The sequence below is a fragment of the Epilithonimonas sp. genome (assembly GCF_032055105.1).
In the GTDB taxonomy this organism is placed as follows: domain Bacteria; phylum Bacteroidota; class Bacteroidia; order Flavobacteriales; family Weeksellaceae; genus Epilithonimonas.
Map to the genome: position 1 here is coordinate 1 of NZ_DAMBRK010000016.1, position 15,344 is coordinate 15,344.

The 15,344-nt window shown below is 34.0% G+C and carries 17 protein-coding genes; 5 read left to right on the forward strand and 12 right to left on the reverse strand.

Going from position 1 to position 15,344, the window contains the following annotated elements:
* Positions 1–91 precede the first annotated feature (91 nt).
* Genes RTY06_RS12925 through RTY06_RS12935 form a run of 3 tightly spaced genes read right to left on the reverse strand, consistent with a single transcriptional unit; the run spans position 92 to position 2,859 of the window.
* Positions 92–841, reverse strand: a complete 750-nt coding sequence (locus RTY06_RS12925) for a hypothetical protein (protein ID WP_312825413.1) — start codon at positions 839–841, stop codon at positions 92–94.
* Between the two features lie 25 nt (positions 842–866).
* Complete coding sequence (locus tag RTY06_RS12930; protein ID WP_312825415.1) at positions 867–1,949, reverse strand: PorV/PorQ family protein; 1,083 nt, start codon at positions 1,947–1,949, stop codon at positions 867–869.
* 10 nt (positions 1,950–1,959) lie between these two features.
* On the reverse strand, positions 1,960–2,859 hold the full coding sequence (locus tag RTY06_RS12935; protein WP_312825416.1) for a DMT family transporter: 900 nt from the start codon (positions 2,857–2,859) through the stop codon (positions 1,960–1,962).
* A 294-nt stretch (positions 2,860–3,153) separates the two neighbouring features.
* Between RTY06_RS12935 and RTY06_RS12940 the strand changes: the two genes are divergently transcribed.
* Positions 3,154–4,782 (forward strand): carboxyl transferase domain-containing protein, encoded by a 1,629-nt coding sequence (locus tag RTY06_RS12940; protein ID WP_312825417.1) that lies wholly within the window; start codon positions 3,154–3,156, stop codon positions 4,780–4,782.
* On the opposite strand, the gene RTY06_RS12945 is transcribed toward RTY06_RS12940, so the two are convergent.
* Positions 4,757–5,128, reverse strand: a complete 372-nt coding sequence (locus RTY06_RS12945) for a helix-turn-helix domain-containing protein (RefSeq protein ID WP_312825418.1) — start codon at positions 5,126–5,128, stop codon at positions 4,757–4,759. The genes RTY06_RS12940 and RTY06_RS12945 overlap by 26 nt on opposite strands.
* 167 nt (positions 5,129–5,295) lie before the next feature.
* Here RTY06_RS12945 and RTY06_RS12950 point away from each other — a divergent pair, with 167 nt between their 5' ends.
* Positions 5,296–5,928 carry an NAD(P)H-dependent oxidoreductase gene (locus tag RTY06_RS12950; RefSeq protein WP_312825419.1) on the forward strand — a complete coding sequence of 211 codons (633 nt, stop codon included), beginning with the start codon at positions 5,296–5,298 and terminating at the stop codon, positions 5,926–5,928.
* Positions 5,929–6,004: 76 nt separating this feature from the next.
* On the opposite strand, the gene RTY06_RS12955 is transcribed toward RTY06_RS12950, so the two are convergent.
* The 4 genes from RTY06_RS12955 to RTY06_RS12970 form a co-directional block, all read right to left on the reverse strand.
* Complete coding sequence (locus RTY06_RS12955) at positions 6,005–7,396, reverse strand: arginine decarboxylase (RefSeq protein WP_312825420.1); 1,392 nt, start codon at positions 7,394–7,396, stop codon at positions 6,005–6,007.
* Positions 7,397–7,487: 91 nt separating this feature from the next.
* Positions 7,488–8,120 (reverse strand): thiamine diphosphokinase, encoded by a 633-nt coding sequence (locus RTY06_RS12960; RefSeq protein WP_312825421.1) that lies wholly within the window; start codon positions 8,118–8,120, stop codon positions 7,488–7,490.
* 1 nt (position 8,121) lies between these two features.
* Positions 8,122–8,316 (reverse strand): hypothetical protein, encoded by a 195-nt coding sequence (locus tag RTY06_RS12965; RefSeq protein ID WP_312825422.1) that lies wholly within the window; start codon positions 8,314–8,316, stop codon positions 8,122–8,124.
* Positions 8,317–8,320: 4 nt separating this feature from the next.
* On the reverse strand, positions 8,321–8,893 hold the full coding sequence (locus RTY06_RS12970; protein WP_312825423.1) for a cob(I)yrinic acid a,c-diamide adenosyltransferase: 573 nt from the start codon (positions 8,891–8,893) through the stop codon (positions 8,321–8,323).
* Between the two features lie 249 nt (positions 8,894–9,142).
* Here RTY06_RS12970 and RTY06_RS12975 point away from each other — a divergent pair, with 249 nt between their 5' ends.
* Positions 9,143–10,870 carry an ABC transporter ATP-binding protein gene (locus tag RTY06_RS12975; protein ID WP_312825483.1) on the forward strand — a complete coding sequence of 576 codons (1,728 nt, stop codon included), beginning with the start codon at positions 9,143–9,145 and terminating at the stop codon, positions 10,868–10,870.
* A 177-nt stretch (positions 10,871–11,047) separates the two neighbouring features.
* Positions 11,048–12,010, forward strand: coding sequence for a YafY family protein (locus tag RTY06_RS12980; RefSeq protein ID WP_312825424.1), 963 nt, complete (start codon positions 11,048–11,050; stop codon positions 12,008–12,010).
* Positions 12,011–12,055: 45 nt separating this feature from the next.
* Here the strand turns inward: RTY06_RS12980 and RTY06_RS12985 are convergent, their stop codons facing one another.
* From RTY06_RS12985 to lptB, 3 genes are all read right to left on the reverse strand, one after another.
* Positions 12,056–12,538 (reverse strand): DinB family protein, encoded by a 483-nt coding sequence (locus tag RTY06_RS12985; protein ID WP_312825425.1) that lies wholly within the window; start codon positions 12,536–12,538, stop codon positions 12,056–12,058.
* 173 nt (positions 12,539–12,711) lie between these two features.
* Complete coding sequence (locus tag RTY06_RS12990; protein WP_312825426.1) at positions 12,712–13,197, reverse strand: hypothetical protein; 486 nt, start codon at positions 13,195–13,197, stop codon at positions 12,712–12,714.
* A 19-nt stretch (positions 13,198–13,216) separates the two neighbouring features.
* Entirely contained in the window at positions 13,217–13,945 is a 729-nt protein-coding gene (lptB, locus tag RTY06_RS12995; RefSeq protein WP_116033137.1) for an LPS export ABC transporter ATP-binding protein, read from the reverse strand.
* 258 nt (positions 13,946–14,203) lie between these two features.
* On the opposite strand from lptB, the gene RTY06_RS13000 reads away from it, so the two are divergent.
* Positions 14,204–14,974, forward strand: coding sequence for a TrmH family RNA methyltransferase (locus RTY06_RS13000; protein ID WP_312825427.1), 771 nt, complete (start codon positions 14,204–14,206; stop codon positions 14,972–14,974).
* Between the two features lie 50 nt (positions 14,975–15,024).
* On the opposite strand, the gene RTY06_RS13005 is transcribed toward RTY06_RS13000, so the two are convergent.
* Positions 15,025–15,237: a hypothetical protein gene (locus RTY06_RS13005; RefSeq protein WP_116033132.1), complete on the reverse strand. Its 213-nt coding sequence runs from the start codon at positions 15,235–15,237 to the stop codon at positions 15,025–15,027.
* Between the last annotated feature and the right edge of the window lie 107 nt (positions 15,238–15,344).

The window sequence follows — 15,344 nt, forward strand, 5'->3', positions numbered from 1 at the left end:
CTCTTTCCTATCAAAATATTATTTAATTTTGTCTAAACTTTTGGGTGCAGTCTAAGATTGGAGCTTTTGTTATATTCGATAATTGTGGAAATTAATTTACGGAGAAAACTTCTTTAGAAAATTCATCATTGTTTTTTGGAATTTCGATGACAATATTTCCGTTTTCATAATAACCAATTGTAGAAACACCAGAGGCTAATTTTACTCGAAAAACATCTTGCTTGGTTGTCGCTCTGAACGTTGCAAAAGGAACAGAACTGTTTCCATCTACCAAGATAAATTGACTATTATCAATTTGAATCCTTTGCAAACTCAAACTTCCGTTCTTATATTTTTGCGCTGCTGGAGATTGAGCAACTTTTACATCATCCACCTTTTTAATTTCTTCAATAGGCTTTGATTCTGCTATTTTTTCTATTGTCGCACTAGGATTTGAAATAGGAACTTTAGCCAAACCTTGTTTCAAAGCATCTTGAAAGCCAGGCTCGAATTCTTTAATTGTACTACTACCCTTTTCTGTAAAAACAACTTGATTATTACAATCTTTAAAATTCAAAATAATTTTGTTTCTGAACATACTTTTATCATTCAGAACGTCTGTTGTTAATACTTTACAAGGATTCGTAAGTGCCTCTGCTGGCCAACTTGTTTTGGTTTCAGAAAGAACAACATACTTTTTTCCTTTCAAAGATTTTTCCATGATAATACCTAATCCATAATCTTTGTTGTCTTTGAAATCATTGAATTCTTGTGGAATCAAAATATATTTGTAATCGGAAACTGTTTGAGCCTTTATTAATACAAGAAAAATAACGGATAAGAAAATGGATATTTTTTTCATAATAACGAAGTTATAAATAATATTATTAATTTCTGAAGCCTTGCATATCCAACTTCAAAGAGAAGAAATTGGAGTAAAAATTTGAACCACCAATTCCAGAATTGGTGATGGCATAATCCAAAGTTAAACCTTTATATTTGATTCCAATCCCTGCGCTTGGTTGGAAAGATACTTTTCTTTTAAGATCCTCGATGTCAGAAATCGTTTGAAATCTATTGAACCCTAATCTCACAAAAATCATATCTTGGAAAATCAATTCTCCACCAGCATAAGGTGTGATACTTGCAAAATCTGTAGAAATTAAAGCTGCAGTTTTTGCAAAATCTATATTAACGCCAGCTTCTGGTAATAATTTCAAATCTCTATTGAATTCAAAGGTTTTGCTGATACCGACATTAAGTTTTGGCATTGTGATTTCCATCTTGTCTGCAGGTGCAGGATTGAACTCCTCTCCATTCACGACTGTTGATAATTCTGCCTGATTAATTGTCCAGAAATTGACTGTTGTAGTCGCATCTCTTAGCATAAATCCATAATTCCAATCTGTATCTGTATGGTAAATTGCACCAACATCAAATCCAAATCCGTAGCCACTTGCAAACTTCCCAACATTTCTGTAAACTATTTTTGCGGTTGCACCAACGTCCAATTTTTGATTTCCGTTGGGATGAAAAGCATAGGAAAACAAAGCCGCATAATCTGAAGTTGAAAAGGAACTGATTTTATCATAATCAATATTACCTTCAGAATCTATTAATTGAGTTGTATTAAGGATATTATCTACACCTAATCTCACTAATGAAATGGCAAAAACACCATTTCCATAATCCAAAGGCTTGGCATAGGAAAGATAATCGTATTTGGCAATCGACTCAAAGTATTCTGCATGCATCGCAGCTACTTGCCAATCCTGATCTATTTTCATCAGACCAGCAGGATTCCACATTGGAGAATAGACGTCATCTTGGTTAGAAACTACAGCACCTCCCATTGCAAGACCTCTAGCTCCAGCACCGATATTCAGGAATTCATTAGAATATTTTCTGATGATTTGAGCATCAGAAAATTGGGTCAAAATAATCAGTAAAAAAAATAAAATTCTTTTCATTAACAAGTGTTTACAGAGATTCTGAATCTGTAATTGCAACTTCTTTTTTTCTTTTCGATTTTATAATTCCATTCACTACAATCGAGGCAATCATTATAAAAGAAGCGCCATAAAAAATAGGACTCATATGCTCTGATGCTCCGAAGATAAAAAAAGCTAAGATAATCCCGTAAACTGGTTCAAGATTTACTGTCAAAATCAATGTAAAAGGAGAAATGAATTTCATCAATTTCACACTTTCAAACATGGGATAAGCTGTAAAAACAGAAGCCAATAATAACACTAACGCAATATCTGTATAACTTATTTCGCTGATAGACGAAATTTGTCCTGTAAAAAGAAAAAACAAACTGATAACCAACCAACCTCCTGCGATCTCATAAAAAATAATATTTCCAGAGCTGGTTTTTCCAAATATTTTCCCATTAAAAACAGAAAAAATGGTTCCAAAAAGTGCACATAAAATCCCGTAGATGATTCCTTCCTTATATTTAAGTTCCGCATTGAAGATTAAAGAAATACAAACCACAATAATGACTCCAATGATAATCTCTGTCCAATCTGGTTTTCTTTTGAAAACCAAAGGCTCTATCAATGCTGCAAATAACGTTGATAAAGAAAGACAAGACAAAGCGATGGAAACATTAGAAACCTTAATAGATTGAAAAAAGAACAGCCAGTGAAAAGCCATTACACTTCCAATTCCAATTAGTTTGAATAATAGGTTCTTAGAAACTTTGATACTTTCTTTTTTTACTAATCTTAAATAGAAATAAAGAAAGATTGCAGCAAACAGCATTCTGTAAAATACAAGAACCTGAGCCTCCGCCAAAATCAATTTTCCCAAAATAGCTGTGAATCCCCACAAAAACACAATAAAATGCAACCTCAGCAAATAAGAATTCTTCATTAGAACTATTGATTTTTCAATTTGCAAAATTAAAATAAAAAAGGGACATTTATCTATAAGAATTAGATTTGAAATACAAATAATATAAAAAATCCGTATAAAACTATACGGATCTCTTAATAAGAAAACTTATTAAAAATAAACATAAACTAACTAAAATTCATCTTATTCTAAACCTCTAACGATAAAATATTCAGATTATTATATTGTATGAGTTTACTCTAAGAAAAACAATATTGAATCTTATTTTAGTATCAATCAAAAAATTTTATCTTTAAGCCCAAAGAAAACCTTATGGATTTAGAATTCAATAAAAGAGAAGACATCAACAAACTGAAACTTTCTGACACCAAGAAAATTTTGTCTAAAATCAAATTGGGCGGAGGCGAAAAAGCGCTTCAAAAACAACGCGATCAAGGAAAAATGACTGTTAGAGAACGTTTAGAATATCTTTTTGATAAAAATTCTGATTCCATAGAAATCGGAGCATTTGCAGGCTACGAGATGTACGAAGAGCAAGGCGGTTGTCCTGCTGGCGGTGTGGTTGTAATGATTGGTTATATCTCTGGAAAACAATGTATTGTTGTCGCAAATGATGCAACAGTGAAAGCAGGCGCTTGGTTTCCAATTACTGGTAAAAAAAATCTACGTGCGCAGGAAATTGCTATGGAAAACCGTTTGCCAATTATTTATTTGGTTGATTCTGCTGGTGTTTTCTTGCCAATGCAGGATGAGATTTTCCCAGACAAAGAGATGTTTGGAAGAATTTTCAGGAACAATGCAAAGATGAGTTCTTCAGGAATCGTTCAGATATCAGCTATCATGGGAAGCTGTGTTGCAGGTGGCGCTTATCTACCAATTATGAGTGATGAAGCAATGATTGTTGATAAAACAGGAAGTATTTTTTTAGCGGGAAGTTATCTTGTAAAAGCTGCAATTGGAGAAAATATTGATAACGAAACACTTGGAGGCGCAACAACGCATTGCGAAATTTCTGGTGTCACGGATTATAAAGCCAAAGATGACAAAGATGCTCTTGATAGAATTAAAAATATCATGAAATCTATTGGTGACTTTGACAAAGCGGGGTTTGACAGGATAGAAAGTTTTCCTCCAAAAGAAAACCCCGACAATATTTTCGGAATAATGCCAGCCCTAAGATCTGAACAATATGACACCTTTGAAATCATAAAATGCCTGGTCGACAATTCTGAATACGAAGAATACAAGCCCGATTATGGCAAAAGTATTATTTGTGCAACCGCAAGAATCGACGGCTGGAGTGTAGGAATTGTTGCCAATCAAAGAAAAATGGTGAAAAGCGGCAAGGGTGAGATACAATTCGGAGGCGTAATCTATTCTGATTCTGCAGATAAAGCGACACGTTTTATTGCTAATTGCAATCAAAGAAAAATCCCATTGGTTTTCTTGCAAGATGTTACAGGTTTTATGGTCGGTTCCAAATCCGAACACGGCGGAATTATAAAGGACGGAGCAAAAATGGTGAATGCGGTTTCTAATTCTGTAGTTCCAAAATTCACTGTGATTACAGGTAATTCTTATGGCGCAGGAAATTATGCGATGTGCGGAAAAGCTTATGACCCAAGATTGATTGTGGCTTGGCCTTGGGCAGAACTGGCTGTTATGGGAGGTTCGCAAGCTGGAAAAGTTTTGCTTCAGATTCAGGAATCGGCTCTTAAAAAACAAGGAAAAGAAATTTCTGATGAAGAAAGAAAAGAAATTCTTGACAAAATATTAAAAGATTACAACCGTCAAACCCAAGCGACTTATGCTGCTGCAAGACTTTGGACAGACGCCATTATCAATCCTATAGATACTAGAAAGTGGATCAGCATGGGAATAGAAGCGGCTAACCATTCTCCTATTACTGAGAAATTTAATTTGGGTGTGATTCAGGTATAACATTTTCCAAAACTTTTCCCGTAATCTGTTTACGATGCTGAATTCCCCATTCTGCAAGATGTTCGATGATTTTTTTCAGCGTTCTTCCGTAGTCTGTCAATTCATATTCTACACTGATTGGCTGTGTATTCAAAACAGTTCTTTTTACCAATTGATTGATTTCTAAATCTTTCAATTCGCTGCTCAGCATTTTCGCAGAAATGCCTTCGATTTCTTTCTGTAAATCCGAAAAGCGCATTTTATCGTAACACAAAGCCGCAATGATTGCGATTTTCCATCTTCCTTTCAGGATATCCATCGTATCCTGAACGGCAGCAAGATTTGATTTCGGACATTTTATTTTCATAAAGAACTTTTATTTCAGATTATATTAATTTTTCATTAAATCAAATTCACAAGAATCTGATTTTCAAATAAGTTACTTTTTCGTAACGCTAACTTTTTGTAACTTAATTACAAAAATAAACTTTTCTTATTTACCTTTGAATCTTCAAATCAAAAAATTATAAAAAAATGAGTTTATTAGAAGACTTGAATTGGCGTTACGCAACTAAAAAAATGAACGGAGAAATCGTTCCTCAAGATAAAGTAGATTACATCCTGGAAGCTGCAAGGTTAGCTCCATCTTCTTCAGGTTTACAGCCTTATAGATTATTCGTAATCACTAACAAAGAATTATTAGAAAAAATCCAACCGATTGCTTTTGACCAAGTTCAAATTACTGGAGGTTCTCATCTTTTAGTTTGGGCAGCTTGGGATGGTTATTCTCACAACAGCATCTCCGAAGTTTTCGAAAAAACAACCAGCGAAAGAGGAATTCCAAAAGAAGCGATGGACGATTACAAAACCAGACTTTGGGGAATGTACGAACCACTTGGCAACGAATGGCACGCAACTCACGCAGCGAAACAAGCTTACATATCTTTTGGATTGGCAATTGCTGCAGCTGCTGAACAAAAAGTGGACGCAACTCCAATGGAAGGATTTAACAATCAAGCTCTAGACGAATTATTAGGATTCGCTGAAAAAGGTTTAAAAAGTGTTGTGATTTTACCTTTAGGCTACAGAGATACAAGCGGTGACTGGCTGGTAAATCTGAAAAAATACAGAACTCCAAAAGAAGAATTCATCACAGAAATCAAATAAATTAAAAAGCGTCCTGATATTTTCAGGATGCTTTTTTGTCTATTATCTTTTATCAAAATGTCTATTATCTAAAAACTTAATATCCCAAAAGTTTCAAGACATCTTCAGCTCTTTGCTCTTCTCGGAACAATTCGTAAGTGATATTTCCGTCTTCATCTTTATCAATCAAAATATGTTTTGGCTGAGGCATCAAACAGTGATGAACACCGCCGTAACCGCCAATTGTTTCTTGATAAGCTCCCGTATGGAAAAAGCCAATATACAAAGGTTTTGTCTCATTGAAAACAGGAAGATAAATCGCGTTCGTATGTTGTTCAGAATTATAGTAATCATCTGAATCACAAGTTAATCCACCAAGAAAAACTCTCTCATAAGAATCATCCCAACGATTAAGTGGCAACATAATAAAGTGACGAGAAATCGCCCAAGTATCTGGCAAAGTTGTCATAAAAGACGAGTCAATCATATTCCATTTTTCTCTGTCGTTCTGACGTTTTTGAGAAATAATTTTATAAAGATGTCCACCACTTTCTCCAACCGTGAAACTTCCGAATTCTGTATAGATATTTGGTTCTTCAACACCTTCTTCTTCACAGAATTTCTTGATTTGAGTTACGATTTCGTTTACCATATATTGATAATCGTAATCGAAATTCAATGAAGTTTTGATTGGAAAACCACCTCCAATATTCAATGAATCAACTTCAGGCGCAATTTTTTTCAACCTTGCATAGACACGAAGACATTTGTACAATTCGTTCCAATAGTAAGCCGTGTCTTTGATTCCTGTATTGATGAAAAAGTGAAGCATTTTCAACCTTGCATTCGGATGCTCAGCAATTTTTTGGCTGTAATAAGGAATAATATCTTTGTATCCGATTCCTAATCTTGAGGTATAAAATTCGAACTTCGGCTCTTCCTCAGATGCAATTCTTATTCCGATATTGAAAGTTTTATCAATGCTTTCCGTAAGTTTATCTAGCTCTCTGTAGTTATCTAGAATAGGCGTTATATTTTCGAAACCTTTATTAATAAGATCTGAAATTTTCACCAAATAATCGTCAGTCTTGAAACCGTTGCAGATCACCTCGATATCTTTATCAACTTTCCCTTTATCATAAAGCGATTTCACGATATCCATATCATACGCCGAAGATGTTTCCAAGCTGATGTCATTCTTCAAAGCTTCCTCAACAACGAAGGCAAAATGACTCGATTTTGTACAGTAGCAATATCTGTAATTTTTGCGGTATTCGGTCTTTTCAAAAGCTTCTTTGAACCAAAACTTTGCCCTTTCTATATTCTGAGATATTTTTGGTAGATAATTGAACTTCAAAGGAGTCCCGAATTTTTCCACAACTTCCATCAGATTGATGTCGTGAAACTTCAGATTATTTTCTTCTACATTGAATTCTTCTGTAGGAAAATAAAGCGTTTGGTCAATTAGTTCAGAATATTTTATTTTCATTTCTGGCTAAAAAAAGTTAATTGGTTTTACGATGCAAAAATGATTAAAAAAACTGAATATTCACGTTAATAATTCTATAAAAATTAATGAATTAATTTCCGACAAAAATCAGCAAATCACCTTTTTTATACTTAATTGTAACATCTTTATTTTCAGCAATATTCCGAGTTCCGATTCTTTCGCCGAGAATCAAATCCTCTTTGTACAAAGGCCATTTCAAACCTTTTGTTTCGATATTTTTGGCAATTGGAAAAGGCATCAAGGAAATCATTTTTCCTTTGACATCAGAAATTGTGAATTTTTTCGGAATAAAGTAATATGATGAATATTCATCAAAAAAATGAAGATTCACTTTATCTTTAAATGCAAAAGCAACACTCAGATTCCCGAGAAAATGGTCCTGCTCTCCTCCACTTCCACCAAAAACATCAATGTTATCAAATCCTTTTTCGATAATGATTTCCAAAGCTTTATGAAAATCGGTTTTGTTTTGGTCGGGTGTTTCAATGATTTCAAATTGATGATTCTGAGCTTGCTGAATAATTTCTTCTTCAATTTTATGCGAATCAAAATCTCCCGAAATAAAATCCAATTTATCCAAAGGAAATTTGAGTTGCTTCAAATAATGAAACGCACCGTCTGTACAAGCAATCAAATCATAACCTGACAAATTCGGAATTGTTTTCGGAGAATCTCCGTTGATGAAAAGAAGTGCTTTTTTCATTTTATAAATCATTGTGCTTTTTAGCAAAAAAAACTTTATACAAAAGCAATAAGCCTCCTATAATTTGCAAAATTGTTCCAATTGACAGCATCATATTACCTGAAAAACCAAAAATACTCCAATGAGTAATTTTGAATAGAATTCCAACGGCACATACCAACAACCCTATTATAAAAATCAAAACTGCGTATTTCATTTTCCTAACTTCTATCATTAGGATTCCAATATTCTTCCGGCTCATTATGAAGTTTTGAAACATATCTTGCCAAAACAAAAAGATAATCTGACAAACGATTCAGATATTTAATTAATTCAGCTCTCACTTCTTCAGATTGATTAAGAAAAACCAAACTTCTTTCTGCACGTCTGCAAACCGTTCTCGCTACGTGAAGAAAAGTCGCCGCCTTTCCGCCTCCTGGTAGAATGAAATATTGCAAAGGTTCCACTTTCTCTTCCATTTCGTCCATCCAGTTTTCCAGTTCTTCAATTTCTTTATCAGAAATCACGAGTGGCAATCTTGCTTTTCCATTAGCTAAAAACAATTTATCAATCGGAGTTGAAGCTTCTGAGCCCACTGTAAACAAATCAAACTGAATTTTTTTAAGCTGATTAATGACACTTACATCTTCGATATGAGATTTTGCAACACCAATATTAGCATTGAGTTCATCGATGTTTCCGTAAGATTCTACTCTTGCACTTGCTTTGGAGATTCTGCTTCCACCATAAAGTCCAGTTTCGCCTTTGTCGCCGGTTTTTGTATATATTTTCATTCTGAAATATTATTGGATAAAATTAACCTTTTTATTTTTGAACCACATAGGCACAATAGAATTTAAAATGAATTTTTTCTAAAAGTTCAAATAGCTATTTAAACTTAATTCTCTTAAGCATTTTCTATGTGTCTATGTGGTTTTTAAATTTATCCTTAACTTTCTAAGATGAAAAAACCTTTTCAGAAAACAACCAACCTTATCCATATTTTCAATCAGCTGAAAAGTTTCATAAAACCTTACAAATGGATGGTTTTCGGGACTTTGGCATTGACTTTTATCGGCGCTTTATTTGCACAAGTCAATCCGATTGTTTTAAAATATACGGTTGATGAAGTCACGAAATTGACACAACTTCCTCATCCAATGTCGGAAGGAATCCACGTTTTGATTCTGATTTCGGTTATACTTTTGGGAAAAGAATTGGCGAATATTTTTATTCAATTTGGGCAGAAATTTTATGGTGAAAAAATTAGAATTAATGTCAGTTCAGAACTCGCACAAGCGGCGATTGACAAAATCCTGACTTACAGAATCGCTTATTATAATGATGACCGACACGAATCAGGAAAACTGCAAATCCGCATCGATAGAGGAATTGAAAGCTTGACAAAACTCGTCCAAAACTTTTTCATCGATATTCTTCCGCTGTTTTCAACTGCGATTATTGCATTGATTGTAATGTATATGCAAAATCTATATGTTGGCTTGGTTTCGACATTTGTAATTCCGATTTACTTTTATGTAACGTCGAGACAAGCGAAAAAACTAGGAAATGTAAGACGAACTTTAAGAAATCAAAGGGAACAAAAAACTTCCGGACTTCTGAATCTCATCAATTCGATAATGGTGATTAAGAGTTTTGTTCGTGAAAAATTCGAGGGCAGAAAACAATACAATCTTCAGATGCAATTGATGGAAAGTCAGTTGTACACAAGACGAACCAGTTTTATTTTCGATGGTTTGAAAACTTTTATTGAGCAATTTGGCGTCGTTTTGATTATCCTTTTGACGGTTTATCTTGTGCTTGACCAGCAGATGACGATTGGTGCGATTATGCTCCATATTATGTTATTCAACAACGTTTCTGCACCTATTCGTCAGCTTCATAGGATTTATGATGATATGAATGATGCGTTTATTTATGCCGAAGGATATTTCGAAATCCTGAATGACGATGATGAAACCGAACCGAATGGAACCATTAACAACATCCCAATCCAAGGCAGTTTTGAAATCAAAAATGTAAATTTCGCTTATCCAAACGGAATGAAAGCTTTGAAAAATGTTTCTCTCAAAATCGAAAATGGGAAAACGACAGCTTTAGTTGGATTAAGTGGCGCTGGAAAATCGACCGTGATTAATCTGCTTTGTAAATTTTACGAACCGGATTCGGGAGAAATTCTTTTGGATGGCAATAACCTGAATGATTTCGATAATGATTATCTACGTGATGACCTTGGTTTGGTACTTCAGAAAAATCACATTTTCAAAGGAAGTATAGAAGATAATATCCGTTATGGAAATCTGGAAGCCACTTTGGACGAAATCAAAGAAGCGGCGACAAAAGCCTATCTTCACGAGCAGATTTTGGATTTACCGGACGGTTACAATCACGATGCAACACAACTTTCCGGAGGTCAGCAACAGAGGATTGCGATTGCAAGATTATTTCTGAAAAATCCACCGATTATTTTCTTGGATGAGCCAACGGCAAGTCTGGATGCGATTGCAACGGAACAAATCAAAAACTCTCTTGATGCGATTAAAAAAGACAGAACTGTGATTATTATTTCGCATTCGTTGTCGCAGATTTTGGATTCGGATATGATTTATGTGATGAAAAAAGGCGAAGTTGTAGAAAACGGAACGCACGAGGAACTTTATGAAAAAGACGGAACTTATCGAGAAATCTTCGATGCTTCTGCAAGAAGTCTGAATCTTGATAGACTCGTGAAAACTTATAAAGATGAATGATATTTTTGATGTCAAGGTTATCAATTGCGTCGGGCTTCAGCCCGATGGTTATAATTTGACTTTCACTTGGCTTTAGCCTAAAATTTAAACTAATTTTTGGCTAAAGCCTATTTATATTCTCCTTTTTAAAATGGGCTGAAGCCCATTCCTATTGATGATTTTTGAAAATTCAAAAAAATGAATGAAGACCATTACATAAAAAAAATAGACCGAGTCACATCGATCCTGACACAATTACAAACTAAATCAATTGTCCGTGCTCTGGATTTGGCGGAGAAATTTGATGTAAGCATCAGAACGGTTTATAGAGATATCAAGACTCTTGAAAATGCGGGAATTCCGATTTTTGGAGAAGCTGGTTCAGGTTATTCTTTGGTTGACGGTTATAAACTTCCGCCTGTAATGTTTACAAAAGAAGAAGTTTTGAGCTTCATTACTGCCGAAAAATTGATGCAGAAATTTTCTCACGAAAGTCTCGATTCTCATTACAATTCCGCAATGGAAAAAGTAAAAGCGATCATTAGAAATTCGGAGAAGAATCTGGTTCAGAATATTGAAAATCAAATTGACATCTATTCTTATCGACCTGAGAAATCTGATAATATCAAAAATATCATTCCAACAATTTTGGAAAGTATTGCTGATAAAAAACAATTGAAATTTCATTATCAAAATGTAAAAGATGAGGCTAGTGAAAGAATCATCGAAGCAGTTGGGATTTTCTATGAAGTCAATTATTGGTATGTGATGGCATTTTGTACGATGCGAAAGGATTTCCGACAATTTCGTGTGGACAGAATTTTAAAAATTGAGAAAACTGAAAATCCGTTTCATCAAGAATATGGAAACGTTGGCGATTATCGAAAAAAATCAAAGAACCAAAAAGTTGTCGTTAAGCTTTTAGTTGAGAAAAAAATCTTGCCTTTTCTCGTGAATTCTAAAAAATATTACGGACTCATTTCTGAAGAAGAAAGCGATAAAAAAATGCTGATGACTTTTGAAACCGAATGGATTGAAGAAGGTTTTCCGCGTTGGCTGATAACGTTTGCAGACTTTGCTGAAATCATTGAACCCGCTTATCTTAAAGATACGATGAATGATTTAATCAGTAAAATTTCTAGCCAATTGAACAAAAAATAAAGTCTGCCAAAAAGCAGACTTTAAATTCAAATCAAGCATATAAAATTATCTTTCTCTCTCCCAGAAAAACGGAGGTTCAATTCCCAACGCTCTCAGATAAACATAACCTTGTCCTCTGTGATGAATCTCGTTGTCCACGAAATAAAGAATATTCTGATAAATCGGAAATTCATACTGTCCAAAAAGATTGAACATCTCTTGAAAACGCTCTTCCGAAATTTGAGAAAAATATTCATTAATCGTTTCTGTTTCTTCATCCCATTTTGCAAGGATTTCTGCTTTTGTAGTTGGCTGAAAAGCTTCTTCGTTGAAAGCATCAATCGTTTGTCCAACGATACTTTTAAGCGCCGGTCCGCCAATTGCCAAAAGTTCAAGAGCCACTTTTGCGAATGGTCTCATTCCGCCAATTGAAAACTCGAATAAATCTTTCTCAGGAAAAGCTTCAATGACCCTTCTTGTAAGATTTCTGTGTCCTTGCCAATGGATTAAAAGTTGTTGTGAGTCTAAGACTTTTGCGTTTGCGTTCATAATAGTTTGTTTTATTTGATACAAATTTATGGCGCAATTGTGACAGCTGTATGTCAGTAGGATTTTTAGAATATGAAATATTTTTATCGCAAAGTCGCAAAAGATATTTAGTGTATTTAAAAAGAAAATCGCAAAGTTTTTCTTTGCGACTTAAATATTTTAATTAAATATAATTACTCAACAAGTTTTCCTTCTTTATAATGTTGAATGACTTTCTCTTTACCATCGAATTTGTACATCTCCCATTCTCCATCATAAACTCCATTTTTCCAATTTCCAATCGCTCTTAAACTTCCATCATCAAACCAATATTTGTGTGTTCCATTTGGCTTTCCATCAACAAATTCTCCTTCTCGTGCTTTATTTCCGTTAGAATGCCAATATTCCCAAATTCCGTTCTCCTTTTTATTCTGGATTTTTCCAGTCGAACTAATTTTGCCATTCAGAAAATATGCTTTTTTAGTTCCATCAGTAATTGGTTTAAATTCTAAAGTTTTAAACTGTTGTTCTGTCAAACTATTACTGTTCTTGAGAAAATCAGATTTTGCAATCAAAGTATTATTTATATAAATTTCATATTCATCAAGATTAATATTTTGTGCATAGACTTTTATTAATGTAGAAAAAATTAAGACAAACGTCAGAAAAAACTTAGACATAGATTTCATAAAGCAAAATTTAAATCTTCTCAAACCTAAAATTCTCCCCAAGATAAGCTTTCCTTACATCTGGGTCATTTGCCAAATCTTCAGGAAGACCTTCTTTCAGGATTTTCCCTTCGAACATAATATAAGTTTTATTTGTAATCGCTAGCGTTTGTTGTACGTTATGGTCAGTAATTAGGATTCCAATATTTTTTTCAACCAAAGACCTTACAATTTTCTGAATATCTTCCACCGCAATTGGGTCAACTCCAGCAAAAGGTTCATCTAGAAGGATAAAATTAGGACTTGTAGCCAAACAACGTGCGATTTCGGTTCTACGTCTTTCACCTCCGGAAAGCAAGTCACCACGGTTTTTACGAACGTGTTCAAGGTGGAATTCTTCAATCAATTCATCACATTTTTTCTGTTGTTCTTTTTTGGAAAGTTTTGTCAATTGCAAAACACCCAAAATATTATCTTCAACAGACAACTTTCTGAAAACCGAAGCTTCCTGTGCCAGATATCCGATGCCGTTCTGCGCACGTTTGTACATCGCATCCTTCGTAATATTTTGCTTATCCAGAAAAACATTGCCCAAAGTTGGCTTCACCAATCCAACAATCATATAGAAAGAAGTCGTTTTCCCTGCTCCATTTGGTCCCAAAAGTCCAACAATTTCTCCTTGTTGAACCTCCAATGACACGCCTTTTACTACCTTTTTCGGCCCGTACTCCTTGATTAAATTTTCTCCTCGTAAAATCATAAAACAAAGATATATATTTTTTGCTGGAAGTAGGAAGAAGGAAGTTCATCTATATCTATTTAAATGCAAGTTCTAATTTACAACCACATAGACACATAGCAAAAGTGTAATTCCTAATGTTAAAAAAAGATAAAATAGAACTAATCTTAAAATTATTTTATCTTAAAGCAATACAAAAACTATGTGCCTATGTGGTTTATAAAATTTTACATTGTTAAATTTAAACAGTCTTTTAATATCTTTGCAAAAATTCTTAAAATGCTCATAGAAAGCCTTCAAAACGAAAAAATCAAAAGACTAACCCGACTTCTATCCAAAAATCAGGACAGAAGAAAAGCAGGCATTTTCATAGTAGAAGGTCAACAGGAAAACGAAAGAGCATTACATTTCGGGAATCAGCCAGAAGAATATTATATCTGCGAAAGTATTTTCACCGGAAAATTACCCGATTCCAAAATTCATTTTGTTTCGGAAAAACTTTACGAAAAAATTGCTTATCGTGGAACAACGGAAGGAATTATTGGAATTTATAAATTAGAACAAAGAAATCTTGACGAGTTCAAACCGAAACAAGATTCAGCAATCATCATTTTAGAAAGTGTAGAAAAACCGGGAAATCTAGGTGCAATCCTAAGAAGTTGTGAAGCTTTCGGAATCAATGCTTTGATTGTTACAGACCCAAGAACAGATTTCTATAATCCAAATGTCATTCGCTCAAGCGTAGGTTGTCTTTTTGGAATGAATATCTTCCAAGCTTCCAACGAGGAAACTTTAGAATTCCTTAAAATCAACGGATATAATATCTTCACAACTTTTATGAGTGAAGATGCGAGAAATATTCAAGAGAAAAATTTCAAAACCAAATCTGCAGTTTTATTCGGAACTGAACATTCTGGCTTAAGTGATTTTTGGAAAGGAAAAGGAGAAAATGTTTTAATTCCAATGTCAGGAACAATAGACTCTCTAAATCTAAGCAATGCCGCAGCGATTACTTGTTATGAAATCCTAAGACAGAAATTAGAGAAATAAAAAAACCGCTTCTCGAAAGAAACGGTTTCAAATTCTTAACTGGGTTAAGATTATTTTTTAGCAGCAGCAGAGTCTACTTTAGCAACAGCTGAATCAGCAGCAGCTTTAACAGAATCAACACCAGCAGTAGCAGCAGAATCAACTACAGCAACAGCTGAATCAGTAGCAGTAGAATCAGCAGCAGCAGTATCTACAGTTTCAGTTTTTTTACAAGCTACAAGAGCAACAGCAGCGATAGCAGCTACGAATAATGACTTTTTCATAATAATAAAAATTTAAATTGTTAGTTAATAGATTGTCCTTATTTGAACGGCACAAAATTATAACGAGAAAATATTTTTGTTTTGAAAATTAATTGTAATATATTTGT

What these genes read in the sequence shown, in the direction of transcription:
- RTY06_RS12925 (WP_312825413.1), bottom strand. Translation starts at nt 841, where the DNA reads ATGAAAAAAATATCCATTTTCTTATCCGTTATTTTTCTTGTATTAATA.
- RTY06_RS12930 (WP_312825415.1), bottom strand. Translation starts at nt 1,949, where the DNA reads ATGAAAAGAATTTTATTTTTTTTACTGATTATTTTGACCCAATTTTCT.
- RTY06_RS12935 (WP_312825416.1), bottom strand. Translation starts at nt 2,859, where the DNA reads ATGAAGAATTCTTATTTGCTGAGGTTGCATTTTATTGTGTTTTTGTGG.
- RTY06_RS12940 (WP_312825417.1), top strand. Translation starts at nt 3,154, where the DNA reads ATGGATTTAGAATTCAATAAAAGAGAAGACATCAACAAACTGAAACTT.
- RTY06_RS12945 (WP_312825418.1), bottom strand. Translation starts at nt 5,128, where the DNA reads ATGAAAATAAAATGTCCGAAATCAAATCTTGCTGCCGTTCAGGATACG.
- RTY06_RS12950 (WP_312825419.1), top strand. Translation starts at nt 5,296, where the DNA reads ATGAGTTTATTAGAAGACTTGAATTGGCGTTACGCAACTAAAAAAATG.
- RTY06_RS12955 (WP_312825420.1), bottom strand. Translation starts at nt 7,396, where the DNA reads ATGAAAATAAAATATTCTGAACTAATTGACCAAACGCTTTATTTTCCT.
- RTY06_RS12960 (WP_312825421.1), bottom strand. Translation starts at nt 8,120, where the DNA reads ATGAAAAAAGCACTTCTTTTCATCAACGGAGATTCTCCGAAAACAATT.
- RTY06_RS12965 (WP_312825422.1), bottom strand. Translation starts at nt 8,316, where the DNA reads ATGAAATACGCAGTTTTGATTTTTATAATAGGGTTGTTGGTATGTGCC.
- RTY06_RS12970 (WP_312825423.1), bottom strand. Translation starts at nt 8,893, where the DNA reads ATGAAAATATATACAAAAACCGGCGACAAAGGCGAAACTGGACTTTAT.
- RTY06_RS12975 (WP_312825483.1), top strand. Translation starts at nt 9,143, where the DNA reads ATGGTTTTCGGGACTTTGGCATTGACTTTTATCGGCGCTTTATTTGCA.
- RTY06_RS12980 (WP_312825424.1), top strand. Translation starts at nt 11,048, where the DNA reads ATGAATGAAGACCATTACATAAAAAAAATAGACCGAGTCACATCGATC.
- RTY06_RS12985 (WP_312825425.1), bottom strand. Translation starts at nt 12,538, where the DNA reads ATGAACGCAAACGCAAAAGTCTTAGACTCACAACAACTTTTAATCCAT.
- RTY06_RS12990 (WP_312825426.1), bottom strand. Translation starts at nt 13,197, where the DNA reads ATGTCTAAGTTTTTTCTGACGTTTGTCTTAATTTTTTCTACATTAATA.
- lptB (WP_116033137.1), bottom strand. Translation starts at nt 13,945, where the DNA reads ATGATTTTACGAGGAGAAAATTTAATCAAGGAGTACGGGCCGAAAAAG.
- RTY06_RS13000 (WP_312825427.1), top strand. Translation starts at nt 14,204, where the DNA reads ATGCTCATAGAAAGCCTTCAAAACGAAAAAATCAAAAGACTAACCCGA.
- RTY06_RS13005 (WP_116033132.1), bottom strand. Translation starts at nt 15,237, where the DNA reads ATGAAAAAGTCATTATTCGTAGCTGCTATCGCTGCTGTTGCTCTTGTA.